Origin of the sequence: Pediococcus ethanolidurans (genome assembly GCF_964062635.1) — a bacterium.
Taxonomy (GTDB): Bacteria; Bacillota; Bacilli; order Lactobacillales; family Lactobacillaceae; genus Pediococcus; species Pediococcus ethanolidurans.
Genome location: NZ_OZ061250.1, coordinates 1,972,171 through 1,989,638 on the forward strand (window position 1 = coordinate 1,972,171; position 17,468 = coordinate 1,989,638).

Sequence of the window (17,468 nt, forward strand, 5' to 3'; positions counted from 1 at the left end):
AATATAAGTTTTAGTAAGGGCTTTCTTTTTAAGTTATAAAACGAACATAGCATTCATCTTACTAACAATTAATCAGCCTTTCCCATTGATGATAGCAATTTCTCGAATTTTTTACAAGCCCTTTCACGAATAAAAGCAAAATTATTGCTCACCGTTTTCATTACTTTCAAAGTGATAAACTACTTTTCCATTCCGTTGGGCTGATCCAATAACTCGTTTCCGTTGATCATACTTCATATAGATAGGTTGAAATTCTGAAAATTCATCAGGTTCGACCGTCAGTTCCTTAATTGTCCCCTGTCTTAATTGTTCCAATAAATTAGAAAAATCTCGTGCCATTCAATCACCTACCTTTCAAAGTAAACCTAGTTTAATCGAAAAAAGATGAAAGTTCAAATGTTGGCACTCTAGCTAGTAAAGTGCTAGGATAATTTTTGGACCTACAGAAGTGCCTTGCAAGTAGATTTAAAGACGAATTGTTTTCAATACAAATTACTTGCAGATTTTTTTTGGCGCGTTATAATGTGGTCATGGTCAAAGTTGGTCAAACAATTTTTGATCTTGATTCTGTGAAAGGAGACAGCAAGATGTTATGTCAAAATTGTCATAAGAACGAAGCAACGATTCATCTGTACACTAACGTCGATGGACAGCGGATGCAGATTGATCTTTGTCAAAATTGCTATCAACTTCTAAAACAACAAGAAGGAAATAACTTAGGAAACGGAGGTGCCGCAAACATGGCACAAGACCCATTTGGATTTGGAAATTTGGACGATATTTTCCGTGCAATGCAAAATGGAAATGTCGAAAATCCACAGGGATTAAATCAACAGGTTCCCCCTACCCAACCAAGCGGTCCCACTGGTAACAACGGTGATAATCAGCGTAATGGTCAAGGTGGCCTTTTAGGTCAATATGGTCTTAACTTAACCGATTTGGCTAAAAAAGGAAAAATCGATCCTGTCATTGGTCGTGATTCAGAAATTTCAAGGGTTATTGAAATTTTAAATCGCCGAACTAAGAACAATCCCGTTTTAATTGGTGAAGCCGGTGTTGGTAAAACAGCTGTTGTTGAAGGCTTGGCTGAACGAATTGTCGCTGGAGATGTTCCACAAAAATTAATTAATAAACAAATTATTCGTTTGGACGTGGTTTCATTAGTTCAAGGAACTGGTATCCGTGGTCAATTTGAACAACGGATGCAGCAACTTATGAAAGAAGTCGAAAAGAACAAAGACGTCATTATCTTTATTGATGAAATTCACGAAATTGTTGGTGCTGGTAATGCTGAAGGCGGTATGGATGCTGGTAATGTTTTGAAGCCAGCTCTTGCCCGGGGCGATTTTCAGCTCGTCGGTGCAACCACTTTAAATGAATATCGTGATATTGAAAAGGATGCTGCCTTGGCACGTCGTCTTCAACCAGTTCAGGTTGATGAACCGAGTGTTGAAGAGTCCATTCGAATTTTAAAAGGTATTCAAAAGAAGTACGAAGATTATCATCATGTTAAATATACAGATGACGCTATCGAGGCTGCCGCAAAACTTTCGAAACGCTACATTCAAGATCGTTTCTTGCCTGATAAGGCAATCGATTTATTGGATGAAGCTGGATCTAAGAAAAACCTCACCATTAACACAGTGGATCCCAATACCATCCAACAAAAAATTGATAATGCTAAAAAGTACAAGCAGGATGCTTTAAAAACTGAGGATTATGAGAAAGCAGCCTATTACCGTGATCAAGTTAACAAACTAGAAAAAACTAAATCTGGCGCAACTAATCAAGGTCAAGTACCAACTGTCACCGACAAAGATATGGAACAAATCATTGAAGAAAAAACTGATATTCCAGTTGGCGAATTACAAAAACGTGAACAAGAACAATTAAAAAACCTCGGTGATGACTTACGAGCACATGTCATTGGTCAAAATGAAGCTGTCGAAAAAATTGCCCGAGCGATTCGTCGAAATCGAATTGGTTTAAACGGGACTGGTCGACCAATTGGCTCCTTCCTTTTTGTAGGCCCTACTGGTGTTGGTAAAACTGAGTTGGCCAAACAATTAGCTAATGAGCTCTTTGGCTCAGAAGATTCCATGATTCGGTTTGATATGAGTGAATACATGGAGCCACATTCAATTTCTAAATTGATTGGTTCGCCTCCTGGCTATGTTGGCTATGAAGAAGCAGGTCAATTAACTGAGCAAGTTCGCCGTCACCCATATAGCTTGATCTTGCTTGATGAAATTGAAAAGGCTCATCCCGATGTCATGCACATGTTCCTTCAAATTCTTGATGATGGTCGTTTAACGGATTCTCAAGGCCGAACGGTTAGCTTCAAGGACACAATTATCATCATGACTTCTAATGCTGGTAGTGGTGATGTTGAAGCAGATGTGGGCTTTGGTGCTGCATCTGAAGGTACAACTCATTCCATCTTGGATAAGCTGGGTAATTACTTTAAACCTGAATTCTTGAACCGTTTTGACGATATTGTTGAATTCAACTCCCTTACTAAGGAAAACTTAATGAAAATTGTTGACTTAATGATTGGTAATGTAAATCAAATGTTAGCCGTGCAAGGTTTACATGTTCATGTTACAGAACCAGTTGAAGAGAAATTAGTTGAGTTAGGTTACAATCCGAAGATGGGTGCGCGTCCACTGCGTCGTGTTATTCAAGAACAGATTGAAGATCGTATTGCAGATTATTATCTAGATCATCCGGATGCTAAGAACCTTGTTGCTAAGATCGCTGACGGCAACATCACCTTAGCAGTTGAGAATGAAGCCGATGCAAAGGCTACTTCAGCTTCTTCAAAGGCTTAATCACTATCTATAAAATAAATACTCGTATGAAATTGATTACGTTAAATCGTAATCAATTTCATACGAGTATTTTTTGTACATATTTTTATTTTGAAGAAGATGATGACGTTGAAGCAGAAGATGATGAAGATGAACTGCTACTACTGCTTGAACTTTCATTTGCCAATTCGGGTGCATCCGTCTTATAAAGATCTAAGGTTGACTTACCCTTATTTTTCTTCAGTAAACTAGTTGGTTCTTTGGATTGTGCTTCACTTAATTGTTTTAAGCCTGCTGATTTTTTATAGTCATAGTTAGACTTATCAACTGTCTTAAACCAACTGTGTTTAGAAAAGCGTAATAAGTCACCATTGATTACCGAGTCAGATAATGACAATTCCTTATTAACGTATGCCTGAATTTTAGCCACTTCTTTTTTCTCTGTCGCCGTTTTATTCGTTATTTGCTGCCCAGTTTTAGTAAAGTATAAATCATTCCCATACTTCGTGTACTTCGGTGAAACAAAATCACCATCTCGGAAAGAAACAATTTGATTACGATCCTTGGATAGTAAATCCTGACCAAATTGAATTGCCCCTGAATCATTGATCCCAAGCAAGTTCATTAATGTTGGCAAGACATCAATTTCACCACCATAAGTATGGTTAATTCCGCCCTTTAATCCGGTCATATGAATCATGAAAGGTACTTTTTGGAACATTGCCAAATTGTAATTATCAATTTGTTTTAATCCTAAAATCTTCGCAATTGCAGCCTTATGGTTATTTGAAATACCATAATGGTCACCGTATAGAACTAGCATGCTATTTTTCTCTAAACCAGATTTCTTCAAATAGCTAAGTAATTCACCAATTGATTGGTCCAGATAATGCGCCGTTTGGACATATGGGTCTACCGTTGGATCTCCAGTATCCCAAGCTTTAATTGAAGAATCCTTTTTCGAAATTAGGTAAGGATAATGATTAGAAACCGTAATTAATTTGGCGTAGAAGGGCTGTGGTAACTGCTCAACGTACTTCATAGCATCTTTCAAGAAGATTTTATCCTTCATCCCATAGCCACTCACATAACCTGGTTTGATTTTATAATATTCCTTACTGAAGAAGTACTCGTACCCAAACGATTTATACGCATTATCCCGATTCCAGAAACTTGGCACATCGCCATGGAATGAAGCCGTGGTATATCCATTTTGATCTAAAATAGCCGGTGCACCTTGGAAAGTGTTGCTAGTGCCGTCTATAACCATCGCAGCACCTTCAGGTAACCCAAATAATGAGTTTTCCAACATCATTTCTGCATCAGCTGTTTTACCCTGTCCTACCTGATTAAAGAAATTGTCAAAGCTTAGCGTATCTTTTTCATGATACAGCTTGTTTAAGTTAGGCGTAATTTCTTGTCCGTCCCACTTTTTATCAATCACAAACTGCTGCAAACTTTCCAAATGGATGACAAAAACATTTTTTCCTTTTGCAACACCCTTGTACTGAATGTTTGAAGAAACGTGATGTTCTTTCAAAAACTTTTCAATTGGTTTCAGCTGATTATCTGATGCTTTTGATTTCCGTTCACTATTTTGATACGTCTTAATGGCATCATAGGCTGTGTAAGTCTGTAAACCTAAATATTTCACAATATAATTATTATCAAATATTCTGGTTAAAAGCCCTGAACGGTTACTATAAGCCATTCCTAGGTTCACTCCAAACACACCAATGGATAAAATAGTAGTTGCAAGTGCATAACGAAACTTAAACGGCGTACTATCAATTCTGATAAAGCGAATAAGTAATAAGAGAATCAAAAAAGCAACATCCACGAAGACCAAAAAGTCAGTTCCCCGCATAATTGCCATTAAACTTTTTCCGAGGTTATCAGATGTTGAACCGGAACCTTTGATCAGATTAAAAGTAATAAAGTCTGAAAACTCACGATAATACAAGATATTTGCAAACAACCAAGTTGAAAGAATAGCATCCATCAGGATCATCCACCAATAAGCCCAGCGTCCCCGAAAATACAAACCAATTCCAAAAAGAAATAAAGCCGTTGCAATTGGCGAAATAGCCAAAATTAATTCTTGCATATTACCTTGAGCACCCAAATTAAATTTCATTTGGTAAGCCATGTAGGATTTTATGCAAAATAAAATAACGGCGAACAAGAAAAATCCAAATCGAGTATTTAATCCCCGTCGAATCTTATGCCACGCTTGACTCATAGTTGAACCTCCATTACGCATCAACAGTTAAATTTGAACTTTAAAATCGTTCATATATACTAAATAAGTATAACTGAAAATTAGTTTTTTTAATAGACCTTTACTCTGCATTTTAAGAGATTTTAGATAACTTTAAACTCCATTTAATCAAAATAGTTCACAAAAAAAGACCAATTCCAAGTTTTTAAAAATTGGAATTGCCCTCTTTATAATTGCTTAGATCATAGTTTAGCCGTTAACTTAATCTCTGGATACTTGCTCTTAAACCAGCGCTCAGCAAACTCATTTTCAAATAAGAATAATGGGTTATCCATGCGATCCTTCACCAAAAGATTCCGTGAAGATGACATCTTTTCATCCAATTGCTCCGGATCAATCCAGCGGGCAATTTTCTTTCCCATTGGCTCCATCACAACTTCTGAATGATATTCGTTTAACATTCTAAATTGGAAAACCTCAAATTGTAATTGTCCAACCGCACCTAAAATATAATCACCCGTATTATAATTTGTATATAATTGGACGGCACCTTCTTGAACTAATTGTTGAATTCCTTTATGGAATGATTTTTGTTTCATAACATTTTTAGCTGCCACATGTACAAACAATTCTGGTGTAAATTGCGGTAGTTTTGCAAATTGAATGTCATGCTTGCCAGAATAAATAGTATCACCAATCTGAAAATTACCAGTATCATAAAGACCAACGATGTCCCCAGCTACCGCCTTTTCCACTGTATGTCGTGCATCCGCCATAAACTGGGTTGAATTCGATAGCCGAATCACCTTACCAGTTCGATGCAAAGTAACGTCCATCCCCCGATCAAATTCACCAGAGCAAATACGCACAAAGGCAATTCGATCACGATGATTAGGATTCATATTAGCCTGAATTTTAAAGATAAATCCAGAGAACTGGGCATCATCAGGAACAATTTTTTCTTCGGCTTGATCCACATGCGCTGCTGGTGCTGGCGCATATTTTAGATACGTATCTAAAAATGTTTTAACCCCAAAGTTTGCCAACGCCGATCCAAAGAAAACAGGAGTTAGTTCACCTGAAGCAATCTTGGCCTCATCAAATAAATTACCTGCTTCACTAAGAAGATCCATATCATCTTGGGCATCTTGATAGGCACTATCTTCAGTTAAGGAATACTCAGTTGAAAGTTTACCTTCTTTATCTAGCGGCAAATACTGATTTCCTTGATCATCTTTGCGATACAAAACTACACGGTTGTTATAACGATCATATAAGCCGCGCAACCCCTTGCCCATTCCGATTGGCCAATTCATAGGATAAGCATCAATTCCTAAAACTTCTTCCAACTCATTTACCAAATCTAACGGTTCACGACCGTCACGATCCAGTTTATTCATAAACGTAAAAATTGGAATACCACGCATTTTACAAATTTTGAATAGCTTTTTTGTTTGTGGTTCAATTCCCTTAGCAGAATCGATCACCATAACGGCTGAATCGACTGCCATTAGGGTTCGATACGTATCTTCAGAAAAATCCTCATGGCCTGGAGTATCCAAAATATTAATTCGTTTACCTTGATAATCGAACTGCATCACAGAGCTGGTAACTGAAATTCCACGCTTCTTTTCGATTTCCATCCAATCTGATTTCGCGTAATTGCCAGACTTACGGGCCTTAACTGTTCCGGCCTCACGTACGACTCCTCCAAACAGCAATAATTGTTCAGTGATTGTTGTTTTTCCTGCATCAGGGTGAGAAATAATGGCAAAGGTTCGCCGTTTTGCTACTGCCTGATCTAATTTTGTTTCGTTCATAAATGCCTTCCTACTTCTTAATTGTGTTTATAATATAATCTACTACTTTTCGAGACGAGTCACCACTATTGATCGCACAAAAGCGGTCATAAAACTGCTGAAAACGTTCATTATTCGTCATATCTGCGTGTGTTAGTGCATTTTTCATTTCTGTAAACATGTCTGCTTCTGAATGCACAATTTTACCTGGAAGCTCGTGTTCATAATCTAAATAGAAACCACGCAACTCATTTTTATACATTTCATAATCATATGGATAAAATAATATCGGCCGTTTTAAATAGGCATAGTCAAAGAAAACAGAAGAGTAATCGGTAATCAACAGGTCCGAAACTAAGTATAACTCACTAATATTAGGATAATCGGAAAGATTCAAAACGCAATCCTTAAAGTCAGAAACATCAATTTGGTTTGCAATTAAATAATGCATCCGCAAAATGAGAATTGTATCTTTGCCATATTGTTCCTGAAATTTTTGCAGACTAAATGGTAGTTTAAACGTGTACTTACCAGTCGTAATAAATGAATTATCTCGATAAGTTGGTGCATATAACACCACTTTCTTATCTTGAGAGATACCCATTTTTTCTTTTAAAGCATTAATTTGATCTGCAGTTGTATTAATCAATTCATCATTACGTGGATAACCAATTTTCAAAATTTGATTTTTATATCCAAAAGCAGATCGGAAAATATTAGTTGAATAATCATTAGGGCTAATTAACGCATCCCACCGATTGGCCTCGCGAGTAAAGTTACGGTGATAGGACAAAGTATCTGTTCCCGGCATTGTCACTTGCTTAATATCTAATCCTAATTTTTTCAAGGGCGTCCCATGCCAAGTTTGTAAGTAAAAGGTAAACTTGGACTTTTTAACCCATGATGGATAACGAGCATTGCTAACCCAGCTTTGTGCACGCCGCATAACAGACACCCATTCTACACTATTTCGAACGACATACTGCATGCCGTGTTCGCGACAAAAGCTTTTAAGTTCCGGATAAATTGACCAAATTAAATTATAACCTGGATAAAACTGTTTAAACACCTGATAAACGGCTAACGGACTGTCAGAAACCTGTCGTCCACCAAAACTTTCAAACACAATTGTTGGTTTTTGGTACGGAAGTCGCTGTCGTTTGAATAGTCGTTTGATAAAATGTAATTTTACTTTTGAAAGAACCATCTTTGTCAACGAAAGCGGTCGTTTTATTTGTGAATAGAATCGCTTTGTTAGGCGTTGAGTCGTACTTTCTGGGATGGGTAGGGAAACTATCAGCATATTGTCGTAAGCCACATCTAAACAAACTAGACTGCCGTTAATATTTTTAACAAAATCACTATCTGGATCAAATTGTGTGGTTATTCCGACCCGTTGTTTCAAACTCTCGCCATTAAATTTATAACTAATCAATACTTTGTACTGTTTACCCACAATCAGTTCAGTAATTGGAATTTTAAATGCAAATAGATCTGAATAGCGACTCAAATCCTTTGTAATTTGAATAATGCGCTTCTGGTCCGTTACATCTTGCATCGTCATCACAATATTTTGTAAGTGTCCTTCATTAATTTGTTTTGTTCCAAATAACAAAATTCCATCGGCTACATGCTGTACATTTTTCAATTCAAACAAGTCGGCATTAGTGCCATGATAGACCTCGATATTTACATAACCAGCAAAGTCTGTTTCAAATCTTTGAAACAGATTTAAACCCAGTTGCTTATTTGCAACAAACTCATTTTCAACCTGAACCGTTTCAAAGTGATCATTTTCTTCCCACTGCAAATACAATTCCCAGTCAAAACGGAGCTGTCCGGGAAAGCTGCCTTCTAATTGTTCAGAAGGTAGCTTAAACTGCAGCATATTACCATCAATTTCCACATGCTTGATCATAAAGCTTTCTAATGATTCCTCTTCAATAAAAAACATGCGCAAATTTTTGACTTGTTGCGTTAGATCGATCAACTCAATTTCGTAGCGCTGTTCCTTAGCTTCTGTTTGCACATTAGACAAGATTGCCCGCATAATACTACCTCCTCTCTTAATAATTAAAGGTCTTTACTGTTTCCAAATAGGGACTCAATGGCTCAACATCTTTCAAGTCCATAAACACACCCGTATCCTGGCCGTTGTTGGTCAATTGTCGAATTTGCTCAGCATAAAATTCAAACACATCTTGATAAGGGCGCCACGTAACATAATCATGCACACTATATTGTGCATTCACAATTTCGATTTGAACCGTATTTCGTGGTGTACCTTTAAATATTTCTTGATTGATGGTTGCCCCCCGTGTTGCAAACTCACTGTCACTTGCAACTTTGAAACGATGGGACTGAGACGGTTTTACCACAAATTGATACAATTTTTGTTGGCGATTATTTAACACTTCATACGTAACTGGTTGTCCTTCTTGAAAATGAACCACTTCACGAACCTTTTGTTGATCATCAAAATAGTACTGTGCCAGTAACTTGCCATTATCAAAGCTTTTAAACAGATTCAGTTTATTAGCTCTAAAAGTCTGTTCACCAATAAGTGCATGATGATCAAAAAATCGCTCGACTGTCTTTTGTTCGGTTAAACGAAAACTTTTTTTCTGCAAGTGATTCGTTTGAACAGCCTCCAAGCCCTGCAAATCTGTCGTAATTCCTTGTTGGTCTTGTAATAACTCAAACCAATTAATAATCTGGGCTTTAAAATGACTATCATTTATTTTTCGAGTCAACTTCTCAGTTATTTTAGATGCCAAATGAAAATCTAGAATCATCACCAAAACAGTTACTTGAATTTGATTGTTTGTTAGTTTTTGTATTGTTTTTAAAAGGTACGGATTCTTAATTGAAACGGAATCCGTCACCAAGATTAAGGCTTTTTTCATCACAAATCCTCTTGTTATCTAAAATTCAATTTATTATCCATACTTTCAAAAATAGGACTAGATATAAGAAAAAACTGAGGAGAACCCCCAGTTTTTGTTTAATTGTTATTTTTTACTATCCTTTGCAAGACCTAAGTCACGCTTAATCTTTGTTGTTGAAATACCCTCGGTGCGTGGCAGGTAAACGACCTTACAATAGTCCTTTAAAAAGTCAAACTTACCTTTCCAGTCATCGCCCATGACAAAAATGTCAATGTCACGTTCCTGAACATCCTTAATTTTTTGATCCCATCCAGTTTCTGGAATCACTTCATCCACGTAACGAATGGCTTCCAAAATATATTTACGATCTTCATAACTTGTATATGCTTTTTTGCCTTTTAACGCGTTAAACTCATCAGTTGACACACAAACTGTCAAATGATCACCTAATGCTTTGGCACGTTTGAGCAAACGAATATGTCCCTTATGAATTAAATCAAAAGTCCCATACGTAATTACTTTCTTCAATGTTCATTCTCCTAAGACTGTAATATTAAATACTTTCCAATATTACCACAAATATGTTAACCCATTCCAGTAAATTCAACCTAATCACAAAGATTTTTCTAAGATTTTTCTAAAGGTTGAAACTACAACAAGACATCTCGTTGCCTGATACAAAAACGTTCGCAGTAACAAAGTTAGATTAACATGCCGTCTTCCAGCAAATTCAGGCTGGAACGTAGTGGGCACGCCTTAGAGCCGAAAACCACGTCTCTAAGCTCGGCCTTTATCTAAGCGAAACCCGCTAAGATAAATGTCACTACTGAGCCCATTTGCTTCCAGACTCAGTCTAATCTTTGCAATCAATACATCGATATAGAAGTTATGATATCAGTGTTACTGAGCATTATTGAAGCATCAAACAATCGTAGTCCGGAGGCGATTGGTCTCAGGGGTGAAATTATTCTTAGTAATTTATTACTTAGAATAAGGCCGAGTTTGAAGACAAGTGTACCTCTTGGCTTCAAATCGTGCCCACTATTACACATAAGGGTTAGTTTTCATGCCGAAAACTTTAATGTTTCATACGATGTCGATTCTTGTGGCAAAAATCAGCCGCAAGAACTCGCACCCCGTTCCAGATCGAGTGAGCCGCAGGACGGCAGTTAATCTTTTTTATAGGTTTAGCCGGTTACCAGTAGTTATTGAAGTGATTTTGATACTTTCAATCTTTAGTTAAGTTTGCTTACTCCTGACTGTTCAGTATCCAAATGTGATAAACAAATTCGACAATAACCTTAACAACTGCATATGCCGGAATCGCTAAAATCATTCCCGGAATTCCCGCAATCTTTCCAGCTGCTAACAATAAAATAATGATTGTTAGCGGATGAACCTGTAAACTTCGACCAATAATATTAGGATAAATTAGGTTTCCATCAACCTGTTGAACGATCAAAACAACCACAATAACCCAGACAACCTGCATAGTCGAATCCGTCAGTGCGACCAAAAGAGCGGGAAAAATACCAATATAAGGCCCAACATAAGGCACAATATTGCAAATGCCAGCCACAACACCCAACAACAATGCATATGGTTGCCCGATAATCACGTAACCAATTGCCGTAAACGTTCCAACAAACAGACACTCTAATACCTGACCAGCAATATATGAAGACAATGTTGCACTCATCTTATCAAATAAATCAACAATCGTATCCGCGTTTTTAGTTGGCAGTAGTCGTTTGACAGTTGGCATCAATTTCCAACCATCTTTTAACATGTAAAACAACATAACTGGAACCGTGATAATAACAACTGTGACACTAGTGATAGTTGAAATTAGCGTCCCAATACTGCTCGTCATTGTACTAAGAATTGACTCGGCATATGTACCGATTGAGCTGTTCATTTTCTTGATATAAGGATCTAAATCGACATTTTTGATCCAGTCAGAATGTTCAAGAAAATGTTGTGAAGCGGTTTGCAAATTGCTTGCAATTGAAGGCAAGCTTTCAATTAACTGCGCCACCTGATTAACCAATCTTGGGATCATCCAACCTAATGCATAACCAATGATTCCAATCAGAAGTAAGAAAACGATGACCACTGCCCAGGTATGATTAATATGAAACTTTTTATACTTAATTTTTTGAATTAATTTAACCAACGGATTCAATAAATAGAATAAAAACCCAGATAAAATAACGGGAACGAATACCGTTGAAATAAATGTCCCAATTGGTGCAAACAAAAAATTGATTTTCGTACAGACATAAATTAACGTTGCCACAATCAGTAATTCAAGTGTCCAAAACATTAAGGGAGATCGTCTAATTTTATCAAACATCGCGTGACTCCTTTTCTCTCATTAAAAACAAGAAATTTTGATTCTTGTCTTCCATTCCATAACGTTTCCATTATAGCCTATTCACCACTCTTTTTTCATAACCTTTACATTACATTGTTTGTGAAAAATAAGTAGTTATCTTTTCAATCTTTAAGTTTAAAAACAAACTGACAATATTTGAATGATCAAACATTGCCAGTTGTATTTTATGCAGACTCGGGATCAATTTACTTGATCCGTTTCATATCACGATCAAAATCAACGCTGGTTATTACGTTGAACAAGTTCCAGATAACGATGGTACCAGATGTTAATAAATTCATTTGAAAACGGTCCAGTTCCTTGATCAATCCAATCAGTCAGTGTAACTACACTAGAACGAATAATTTGATCAGTATCTTTTGGATAATGCCACTGACGGCTAAATCGTTCATATTCATCAATATCTAATAACTTTCGATCCCCATTCGGATAGACTTTTACATCTAAATCGTAATCAATATATTTAAGTGCCTCTTCATCTAACACATATGGAGAAGCCAAATTACAATAATTTGATACGCCGTTTCTACGAATCATGGTGACCACGTTAAACCAATAATTTTTATGAAAATAAACTATGGCTGGCTCGCGAGTTACCCATCGTCTCCCATCATCTTCAATGACAAGTGTATGGTCGTTACAACCAATAAACTCATCATCGCTATTCTTTAATACCATTGTATCCCGCCACGTCCGATGCAAACTACCATCGTGTTTATAGCTTTTGATCGCAATATAGTCCCCTGCTCTAGGTTTCTTAGATTTGCGATTCATTCTATGACACAGCTTTCTAATTCTGAGGGTTTAAATCTTAGAATTCCACTCATCATTATATCAAAAAAGACCAGCAGACGAAAGAACGAGTGCTAGTCTTACTTAATTTATTGTCAAACCCTGTAGTTTTAGTAAACGCCATTGAGTAAATTTTGATAAATCTGATGGCATTGCTGTACTAAAGCAGATTTTTTCATATGGTAATTGCTCAACATGATGACTGCGTTTTGGCCATCTTTACTGATCATCATGCCACTTTCTTCACCATAACCAACACCATGACTCCAATAACTATTATTTTGAGCTCCATACAGACCACCACCATAATTTTTAATGTTGCCTTCCGCATCATGTAAAATTGCCGTATTTTTGGTAGTTAAAAAGCGTGCCTGTAAAATAGCGCGGCTAACTTTGTAAAAATCACTGGCATTCATATACACATTCCCGGTTGCCAGTTCATTATGCTGATTGGCCGGTGACTCATGAAACGTTTGTAAATAGTTTACCGAATCGTCCTTCGCAGTTTGATTATGATACGGTGTGGACAGCCACTTAGCACGTTTTGCCATCATTACAAAACCTGAATGGCGCAAATGTAGTAACCGGATGATATGCTGGTTAAACAACTGATAGTAAGAATGATGAGAAACTTTTTGCAAAATCCCTGCTAACAACGTGTAATTAACCGGTGCGTAGTACCATTTATGGTTTTGCTTAGGTAAAAAAAGTACGTGATGAACAGCGTAATCTACCACCCCATCTCCGGAAAGAGAACGCGTTGAAAACTTATGAATGCGCAATCCCGTCATCATATTTAACATGGCTCGAATCGTAATTTTCTTTGCTCCGGGTACTTGTGGATAGAATTTAGATAAATGATCCGTTAAGCTCAGTCGACCTGCCTGAACTTGTTGCATCAATAACATTGCCGTCATGGATTTTTGCATAGACAGGATCTGATATTCTGAATTGACATTGTTGAATGCTTGCTTTTGAAAATTAGCATAACCGTAACCCTGATTGTATACTGGTTGCCCGTTTTGCACAATCAAGATAGTACCTACAAAGTGATTGGCACCGAGTAATGGGTTAAGCGCCTGTTTTATTTCTTTTGATCTTTGCGATAGCTTTGGTTGCTGAGAAATAATTCTCCGTGGTACAAATGTTTTCGGAACAAGTTTGCGTGCGGGAACATCTTTTGTTGAACGATCATAAAAAGTTGGATCACCCATTCGCATAACTCGATAATTGTGATAGGCAAATTCCACACTTCCAACCAACACACCAAAAATTAAGACACCTAATAATCCCCACCATAAATACTTTTTCATTTTTTCTCCCCCATAAATCTCTTATTTATTTAATATCTTCTTGTTGATCAAGTAACTGATTGATCGCATCTGATTGAAATCCTTTCCCATATAGGGTTCGTTTAGTACGCATTTTACGTTGCGAAAAAGCATAACGCCGGTTACGATGCCAAACCTTTTCAAATTCACTTTTTAATTTTTCATCCTCTAACTCAGGATCAATTTCAAAGTGCATTTGATCCAAAATTTGCGTAATCACATCTCCTGTGAACCCCTTCGTCATTAACCCCTGACGAACTTTTTGTTTCATTTTTGAAACAGGTTCACGACGATAACGATGACTTAATTTTTCACCAATTTCAATTCCATTTTCGACTTGATCTTCAGCAGAATATTCTCTTAATCCCGTTTCAATATCATTTTCTAAAACGCCTTTTGTACGTAGATTACGTTTAATAACAATGGGACCCTTATCAGAAGTTCGTGCCATTGTGCGTACGTAACTAGCCGCATACTGCAGATCATCCACCAAATCTAATTCCCTTAATTTTTTCAAAGTGGCTTCAATCGTTGGCTCCGGAATTTCATTTTCACGAAGTTTTTGTTCGACTTCTTTTTCTGTTCGTAAGTGCCCTGATAAATAAGTTAGTGCACGTGAATACACCTTAGAAACATCATCGGCTGCCAAAATTTCAGCCTTTAACTTTTTATCAATTTCCATCCCCTTGAAAATGCGATACTTAATCATCACATCTTCGCTGATTGGAAACGCATAGTGATCATCTAAATAAACATTATATCTGCCTTCACGTTTTTGTGTCGTAATTTTTGTTACCTTTGGAGTCGTTTCTTTTTCTGCCATGGTGAGCCTCCCTGCTGAAAACATTCACTAAACTGCATTTGTCTGCTATAATTCTTTAGGACTTATAAGGAAAAGAGGAACTAACATGCCAACTGCAAAAGTTGTTTTTGCAACAATTACCGGTAATAACGAAGATTGTGCCGACATCATTGCTGAAGCACTCGAAGATCTCGGTGTTGAAGTTGATGAATCTGAGATCTCACAAACGGATGCTGATGAATTTGAAAATTTTGATATTTGTGTTGTGGTTCCATATACCTACGACGAAGGTGCTTTACCTGAAGAAGGAATGGACTTTTATGAAGAACTGCCCGATTTAGATCTTAAGGGTAAAATTTTTGGTGTCGCCGGATCAGGTGATGTCTTCTATGAAGAATTCTATTGTGTTGCGGTTGATGCGTTTGCTAAAGCTTTCAAAGCTGCCAACGCTAAACAAGGCGCAGAACCCGTCAAAATAAATTTAGCACCTGAGTCCGAGGAAGATCTTAATCAACTTGATGCATTTGCCAAAAAATTAGTTGATAGTTACAATGCTTCCCAAAACTAACTAATATTTAAAAAAGATTGGAACAGTTTATCGGTTTCAATCTTTTTTTATACCTCGTTGTCTGAAAATAATTAGTTTACTGAAAATATAATTCACAACCACCACAATCACATTATCAACGATTTTTACAAGTAGTTCGTTTTGATCCATCAGGGAAATGCCAACCCACATAATTGCCACATCCATAAAGTAGGTCAATAAACGAAAGAAGAAAAAGGATCCTAGTTCGCGCCAAAACGCACGCCATGTAGTATAGCCTGAGCTAAAAACCCACAATTTATTCGTAAAAAAAGCAACTAACACAGAAGCAACCCAAGCAATCCCATTACTAATTTGATAATTCCAATTGGTGTAGGTATTAAAAAGGTCAAAAACACCAATATTGACAACGGTTGTTAAAACACCAAAAACAAGGTACAAAATGATTGCCTGATTCTTTTTTATTAAGCTTTTCATTGCTTTAACTCCGCTTATCATTAAATTTTTGTTGTAAGAAATCGAGAATATGTTGCGCCGAGTGCCCGTCTCCATATGGATTCTTCGCCGTTGCCATTTTTTGATAAACTTGTGAATTATCTAGTAATTCCAACATGGCATCCGTCACCGTCTTAGGATCCGTTCCCACTAGCTTTAACGTGCCTGCCGTAACACCCTCAGGACGTTCCGTTTCATCCCGTAACACTAGTACTGGTTTCCCTAGTGAAGGTGCCTCTTCTTGCACGCCACCCGAATCCGTCATAATGAAATAGCTTCGTGCCGATAAATTATGAAAATCGACCACGTCTAACGGATCAATTAAATGAATGCGCGCATCATCACCCAACTCCTCATGAGCAGCTTGTTGCACCGCGGGACTCAAATGCACTGGATAAATAATTTCAACATCATCGTGGGTATCCACAACTTTTTTGATCGCTTTAAATACACGACGCATAGGTGCGCCCTGATTTTCACGGCGATGCATCGTCAACAAAATCAAACGATGATTGGGATCTACTAAATCTAACACCGCATGATGATAATCTTCTCTTACGGTTTCATGAAGCGCATCAATTGCTGTATTGCCAGTGACCGCAATATTAGCCTCCGAATGATTTTCCTTAAGTAAATTCTGTTTGCTTAACGTGGTAGGCGCAAAGTAATAATCGGCCAAAACATCAGTTAATTGGCGATTCATTTCTTCCGGAAACGGTGAATATTTGTCCCAAGTTCGTAGACCCGCTTCCACATGACCTAGCGGAGTTTGATGATAAAAGGCACTGATACTGGCCGCAAAGGTGGTTGTCGTGTCTCCATGGACTAAAATCACATCCGGTTTAACCTCTTGGATAATGACATCCAGTTTATTTAAAACCCGCCCAGTAATTTCACTCAAGGTTTGTTTAGGTTTCATAATATTTAAATCATAATCTGGTGTAATTTTAAAAATCTCTAAAACTTGATCTAACATTTCTCGATGCTGAGCTGTAACTACCGTAATCGCTTCAAATTCTGCTTTTCGTTGATTCATTTCTAAAATAATGGGTGCCATTTTAATTGCTTCTGGCCGTGTCCCAAAGATTGTCATGACTCTTAATTTTTTCAAAATAATCCTCCACCACTGCCTAGTCAATAATTGTTCTTGTAAACCAGTATACCGCGCCACTCGCCAATATTTAAGTCTAAACCAAAATTCTTAATTTGAAAAAGAAATTTATTTTGAAAAGATTGTAATTTCGTCCTATTTTTAATGTTCATTTTAGTAGTTTATGCTAGGATAGATATAATTTTTAAAAAAACGATAATCAAGTATGTTAATCGGAGATACTGGAAAAAATTAACTACTTCTCATTGTGAATCCGAACGGAGGAGAAGAGATC

Annotated in this window: 14 protein-coding genes; 2 read left to right on the forward strand and 12 right to left on the reverse strand. The window is 37.1% G+C overall.

Features of this window, described 5'->3' with window-relative positions; genetic code table 11:
* Window positions 1-141: 141 nt before the first annotated feature.
* On the reverse strand, window positions 142-339 hold the full coding sequence (locus tag AB3219_RS09800) for a hypothetical protein (protein ID WP_057807730.1): 198 nt from the start codon (window positions 337-339) through the stop codon (window positions 142-144).
* A gap of 248 nt (window positions 340-587) precedes the next feature.
* On the opposite strand from AB3219_RS09800, the gene AB3219_RS09805 reads away from it, so the two are divergent.
* Window positions 588-2,831: an AAA family ATPase gene (locus tag AB3219_RS09805; RefSeq protein ID WP_367369463.1), complete on the forward strand. Its 2,244-nt coding sequence runs from the start codon at window positions 588-590 to the stop codon at window positions 2,829-2,831.
* 85 nt (window positions 2,832-2,916) lie between these two features.
* Here the strand turns inward: AB3219_RS09805 and AB3219_RS09810 are convergent, their stop codons facing one another.
* The 9 genes from AB3219_RS09810 to recX form a co-directional block, all read right to left on the reverse strand.
* Entirely contained in the window at window positions 2,917-5,052 is a 2,136-nt protein-coding gene (locus tag AB3219_RS09810; protein WP_216754609.1) for an LTA synthase family protein, read from the reverse strand.
* Between the two features lie 221 nt (window positions 5,053-5,273).
* Window positions 5,274-6,851, reverse strand: coding sequence for a peptide chain release factor 3 (locus AB3219_RS09815; RefSeq protein WP_367369414.1), 1,578 nt, complete (start codon window positions 6,849-6,851; stop codon window positions 5,274-5,276).
* Between the two features lie 10 nt (window positions 6,852-6,861).
* A complete protein-coding gene (locus AB3219_RS09820) occupies window positions 6,862-8,880 on the reverse strand; it encodes a CDP-glycerol glycerophosphotransferase family protein (RefSeq protein ID WP_367369415.1) in 2,019 nt (672 codons plus the stop codon).
* A gap of 16 nt (window positions 8,881-8,896) precedes the next feature.
* The gene (locus AB3219_RS09825) at window positions 8,897-9,736 is read right to left on the reverse strand and encodes a hypothetical protein (protein ID WP_263807549.1); all 840 of its coding nucleotides are present in this window, start codon (window positions 9,734-9,736) and stop codon (window positions 8,897-8,899) included.
* A gap of 105 nt (window positions 9,737-9,841) precedes the next feature.
* Complete coding sequence (gene tagD, locus AB3219_RS09830; protein WP_057807742.1) at window positions 9,842-10,246, reverse strand: glycerol-3-phosphate cytidylyltransferase; 405 nt, start codon at window positions 10,244-10,246, stop codon at window positions 9,842-9,844.
* Between the two features lie 721 nt (window positions 10,247-10,967).
* Window positions 10,968-12,074, reverse strand: coding sequence for an AI-2E family transporter (locus tag AB3219_RS09835; protein WP_216762828.1), 1,107 nt, complete (start codon window positions 12,072-12,074; stop codon window positions 10,968-10,970).
* Window positions 12,075-12,332: 258 nt separating this feature from the next.
* Entirely contained in the window at window positions 12,333-12,890 is a 558-nt protein-coding gene (locus tag AB3219_RS09840) for a DUF402 domain-containing protein (protein WP_216754578.1), read from the reverse strand.
* Window positions 12,891-13,018: 128 nt separating this feature from the next.
* On the reverse strand, window positions 13,019-14,221 hold the full coding sequence (locus tag AB3219_RS09845; protein ID WP_216754579.1) for a serine hydrolase: 1,203 nt from the start codon (window positions 14,219-14,221) through the stop codon (window positions 13,019-13,021).
* A gap of 25 nt (window positions 14,222-14,246) precedes the next feature.
* Window positions 14,247-15,062 carry a recombination regulator RecX gene (gene recX, locus AB3219_RS09850; RefSeq protein ID WP_216754580.1) on the reverse strand — a complete coding sequence of 272 codons (816 nt, stop codon included), beginning with the start codon at window positions 15,060-15,062 and terminating at the stop codon, window positions 14,247-14,249.
* 85 nt (window positions 15,063-15,147) lie between these two features.
* Between recX and AB3219_RS09855 the strand changes: the two genes are divergently transcribed.
* Complete coding sequence (locus AB3219_RS09855; protein ID WP_216754581.1) at window positions 15,148-15,609, forward strand: flavodoxin; 462 nt, start codon at window positions 15,148-15,150, stop codon at window positions 15,607-15,609.
* A 36-nt stretch (window positions 15,610-15,645) separates the two neighbouring features.
* Here the strand turns inward: AB3219_RS09855 and AB3219_RS09860 are convergent, their stop codons facing one another.
* Complete coding sequence (locus tag AB3219_RS09860) at window positions 15,646-16,065, reverse strand: GtrA family protein (protein WP_216762832.1); 420 nt, start codon at window positions 16,063-16,065, stop codon at window positions 15,646-15,648.
* Between the two features lie 4 nt (window positions 16,066-16,069).
* Window positions 16,070-17,194 carry a non-hydrolyzing UDP-N-acetylglucosamine 2-epimerase gene (wecB, locus tag AB3219_RS09865; protein WP_216754583.1) on the reverse strand — a complete coding sequence of 375 codons (1,125 nt, stop codon included), beginning with the start codon at window positions 17,192-17,194 and terminating at the stop codon, window positions 16,070-16,072.
* Window positions 17,195-17,468: the final 274 nt, after the last annotated feature.

Excerpts from the sequence above, each read along its gene's own strand:
- AB3219_RS09840 (WP_216754578.1), bottom strand. The coding sequence starts at position 12,890 with ATGAATCGCAAATCTAAGAAACCTAGAGCAGGGGACTATATTGCGATC.
- AB3219_RS09810 (WP_216754609.1), bottom strand. The coding sequence starts at position 5,052 with ATGAGTCAAGCGTGGCATAAGATTCGACGGGGATTAAATACTCGATTT.
- recX (WP_216754580.1), bottom strand. The coding sequence starts at position 15,062 with ATGGCAGAAAAAGAAACGACTCCAAAGGTAACAAAAATTACGACACAA.
- AB3219_RS09820 (WP_367369415.1), bottom strand. The coding sequence starts at position 8,880 with ATGCGGGCAATCTTGTCTAATGTGCAAACAGAAGCTAAGGAACAGCGC.
- AB3219_RS09860 (WP_216762832.1), bottom strand. The coding sequence starts at position 16,065 with ATGAAAAGCTTAATAAAAAAGAATCAGGCAATCATTTTGTACCTTGTT.
- AB3219_RS09815 (WP_367369414.1), bottom strand. The coding sequence starts at position 6,851 with ATGAACGAAACAAAATTAGATCAGGCAGTAGCAAAACGGCGAACCTTT.
- AB3219_RS09825 (WP_263807549.1), bottom strand. The coding sequence starts at position 9,736 with ATGAAAAAAGCCTTAATCTTGGTGACGGATTCCGTTTCAATTAAGAAT.
- AB3219_RS09845 (WP_216754579.1), bottom strand. The coding sequence starts at position 14,221 with ATGAAAAAGTATTTATGGTGGGGATTATTAGGTGTCTTAATTTTTGGT.
- AB3219_RS09855 (WP_216754581.1), top strand. The coding sequence starts at position 15,148 with ATGCCAACTGCAAAAGTTGTTTTTGCAACAATTACCGGTAATAACGAA.
- AB3219_RS09805 (WP_367369463.1), top strand. The coding sequence starts at position 588 with ATGTTATGTCAAAATTGTCATAAGAACGAAGCAACGATTCATCTGTAC.
- AB3219_RS09800 (WP_057807730.1), bottom strand. The coding sequence starts at position 339 with ATGGCACGAGATTTTTCTAATTTATTGGAACAATTAAGACAGGGGACA.
- AB3219_RS09835 (WP_216762828.1), bottom strand. The coding sequence starts at position 12,074 with ATGTTTGATAAAATTAGACGATCTCCCTTAATGTTTTGGACACTTGAA.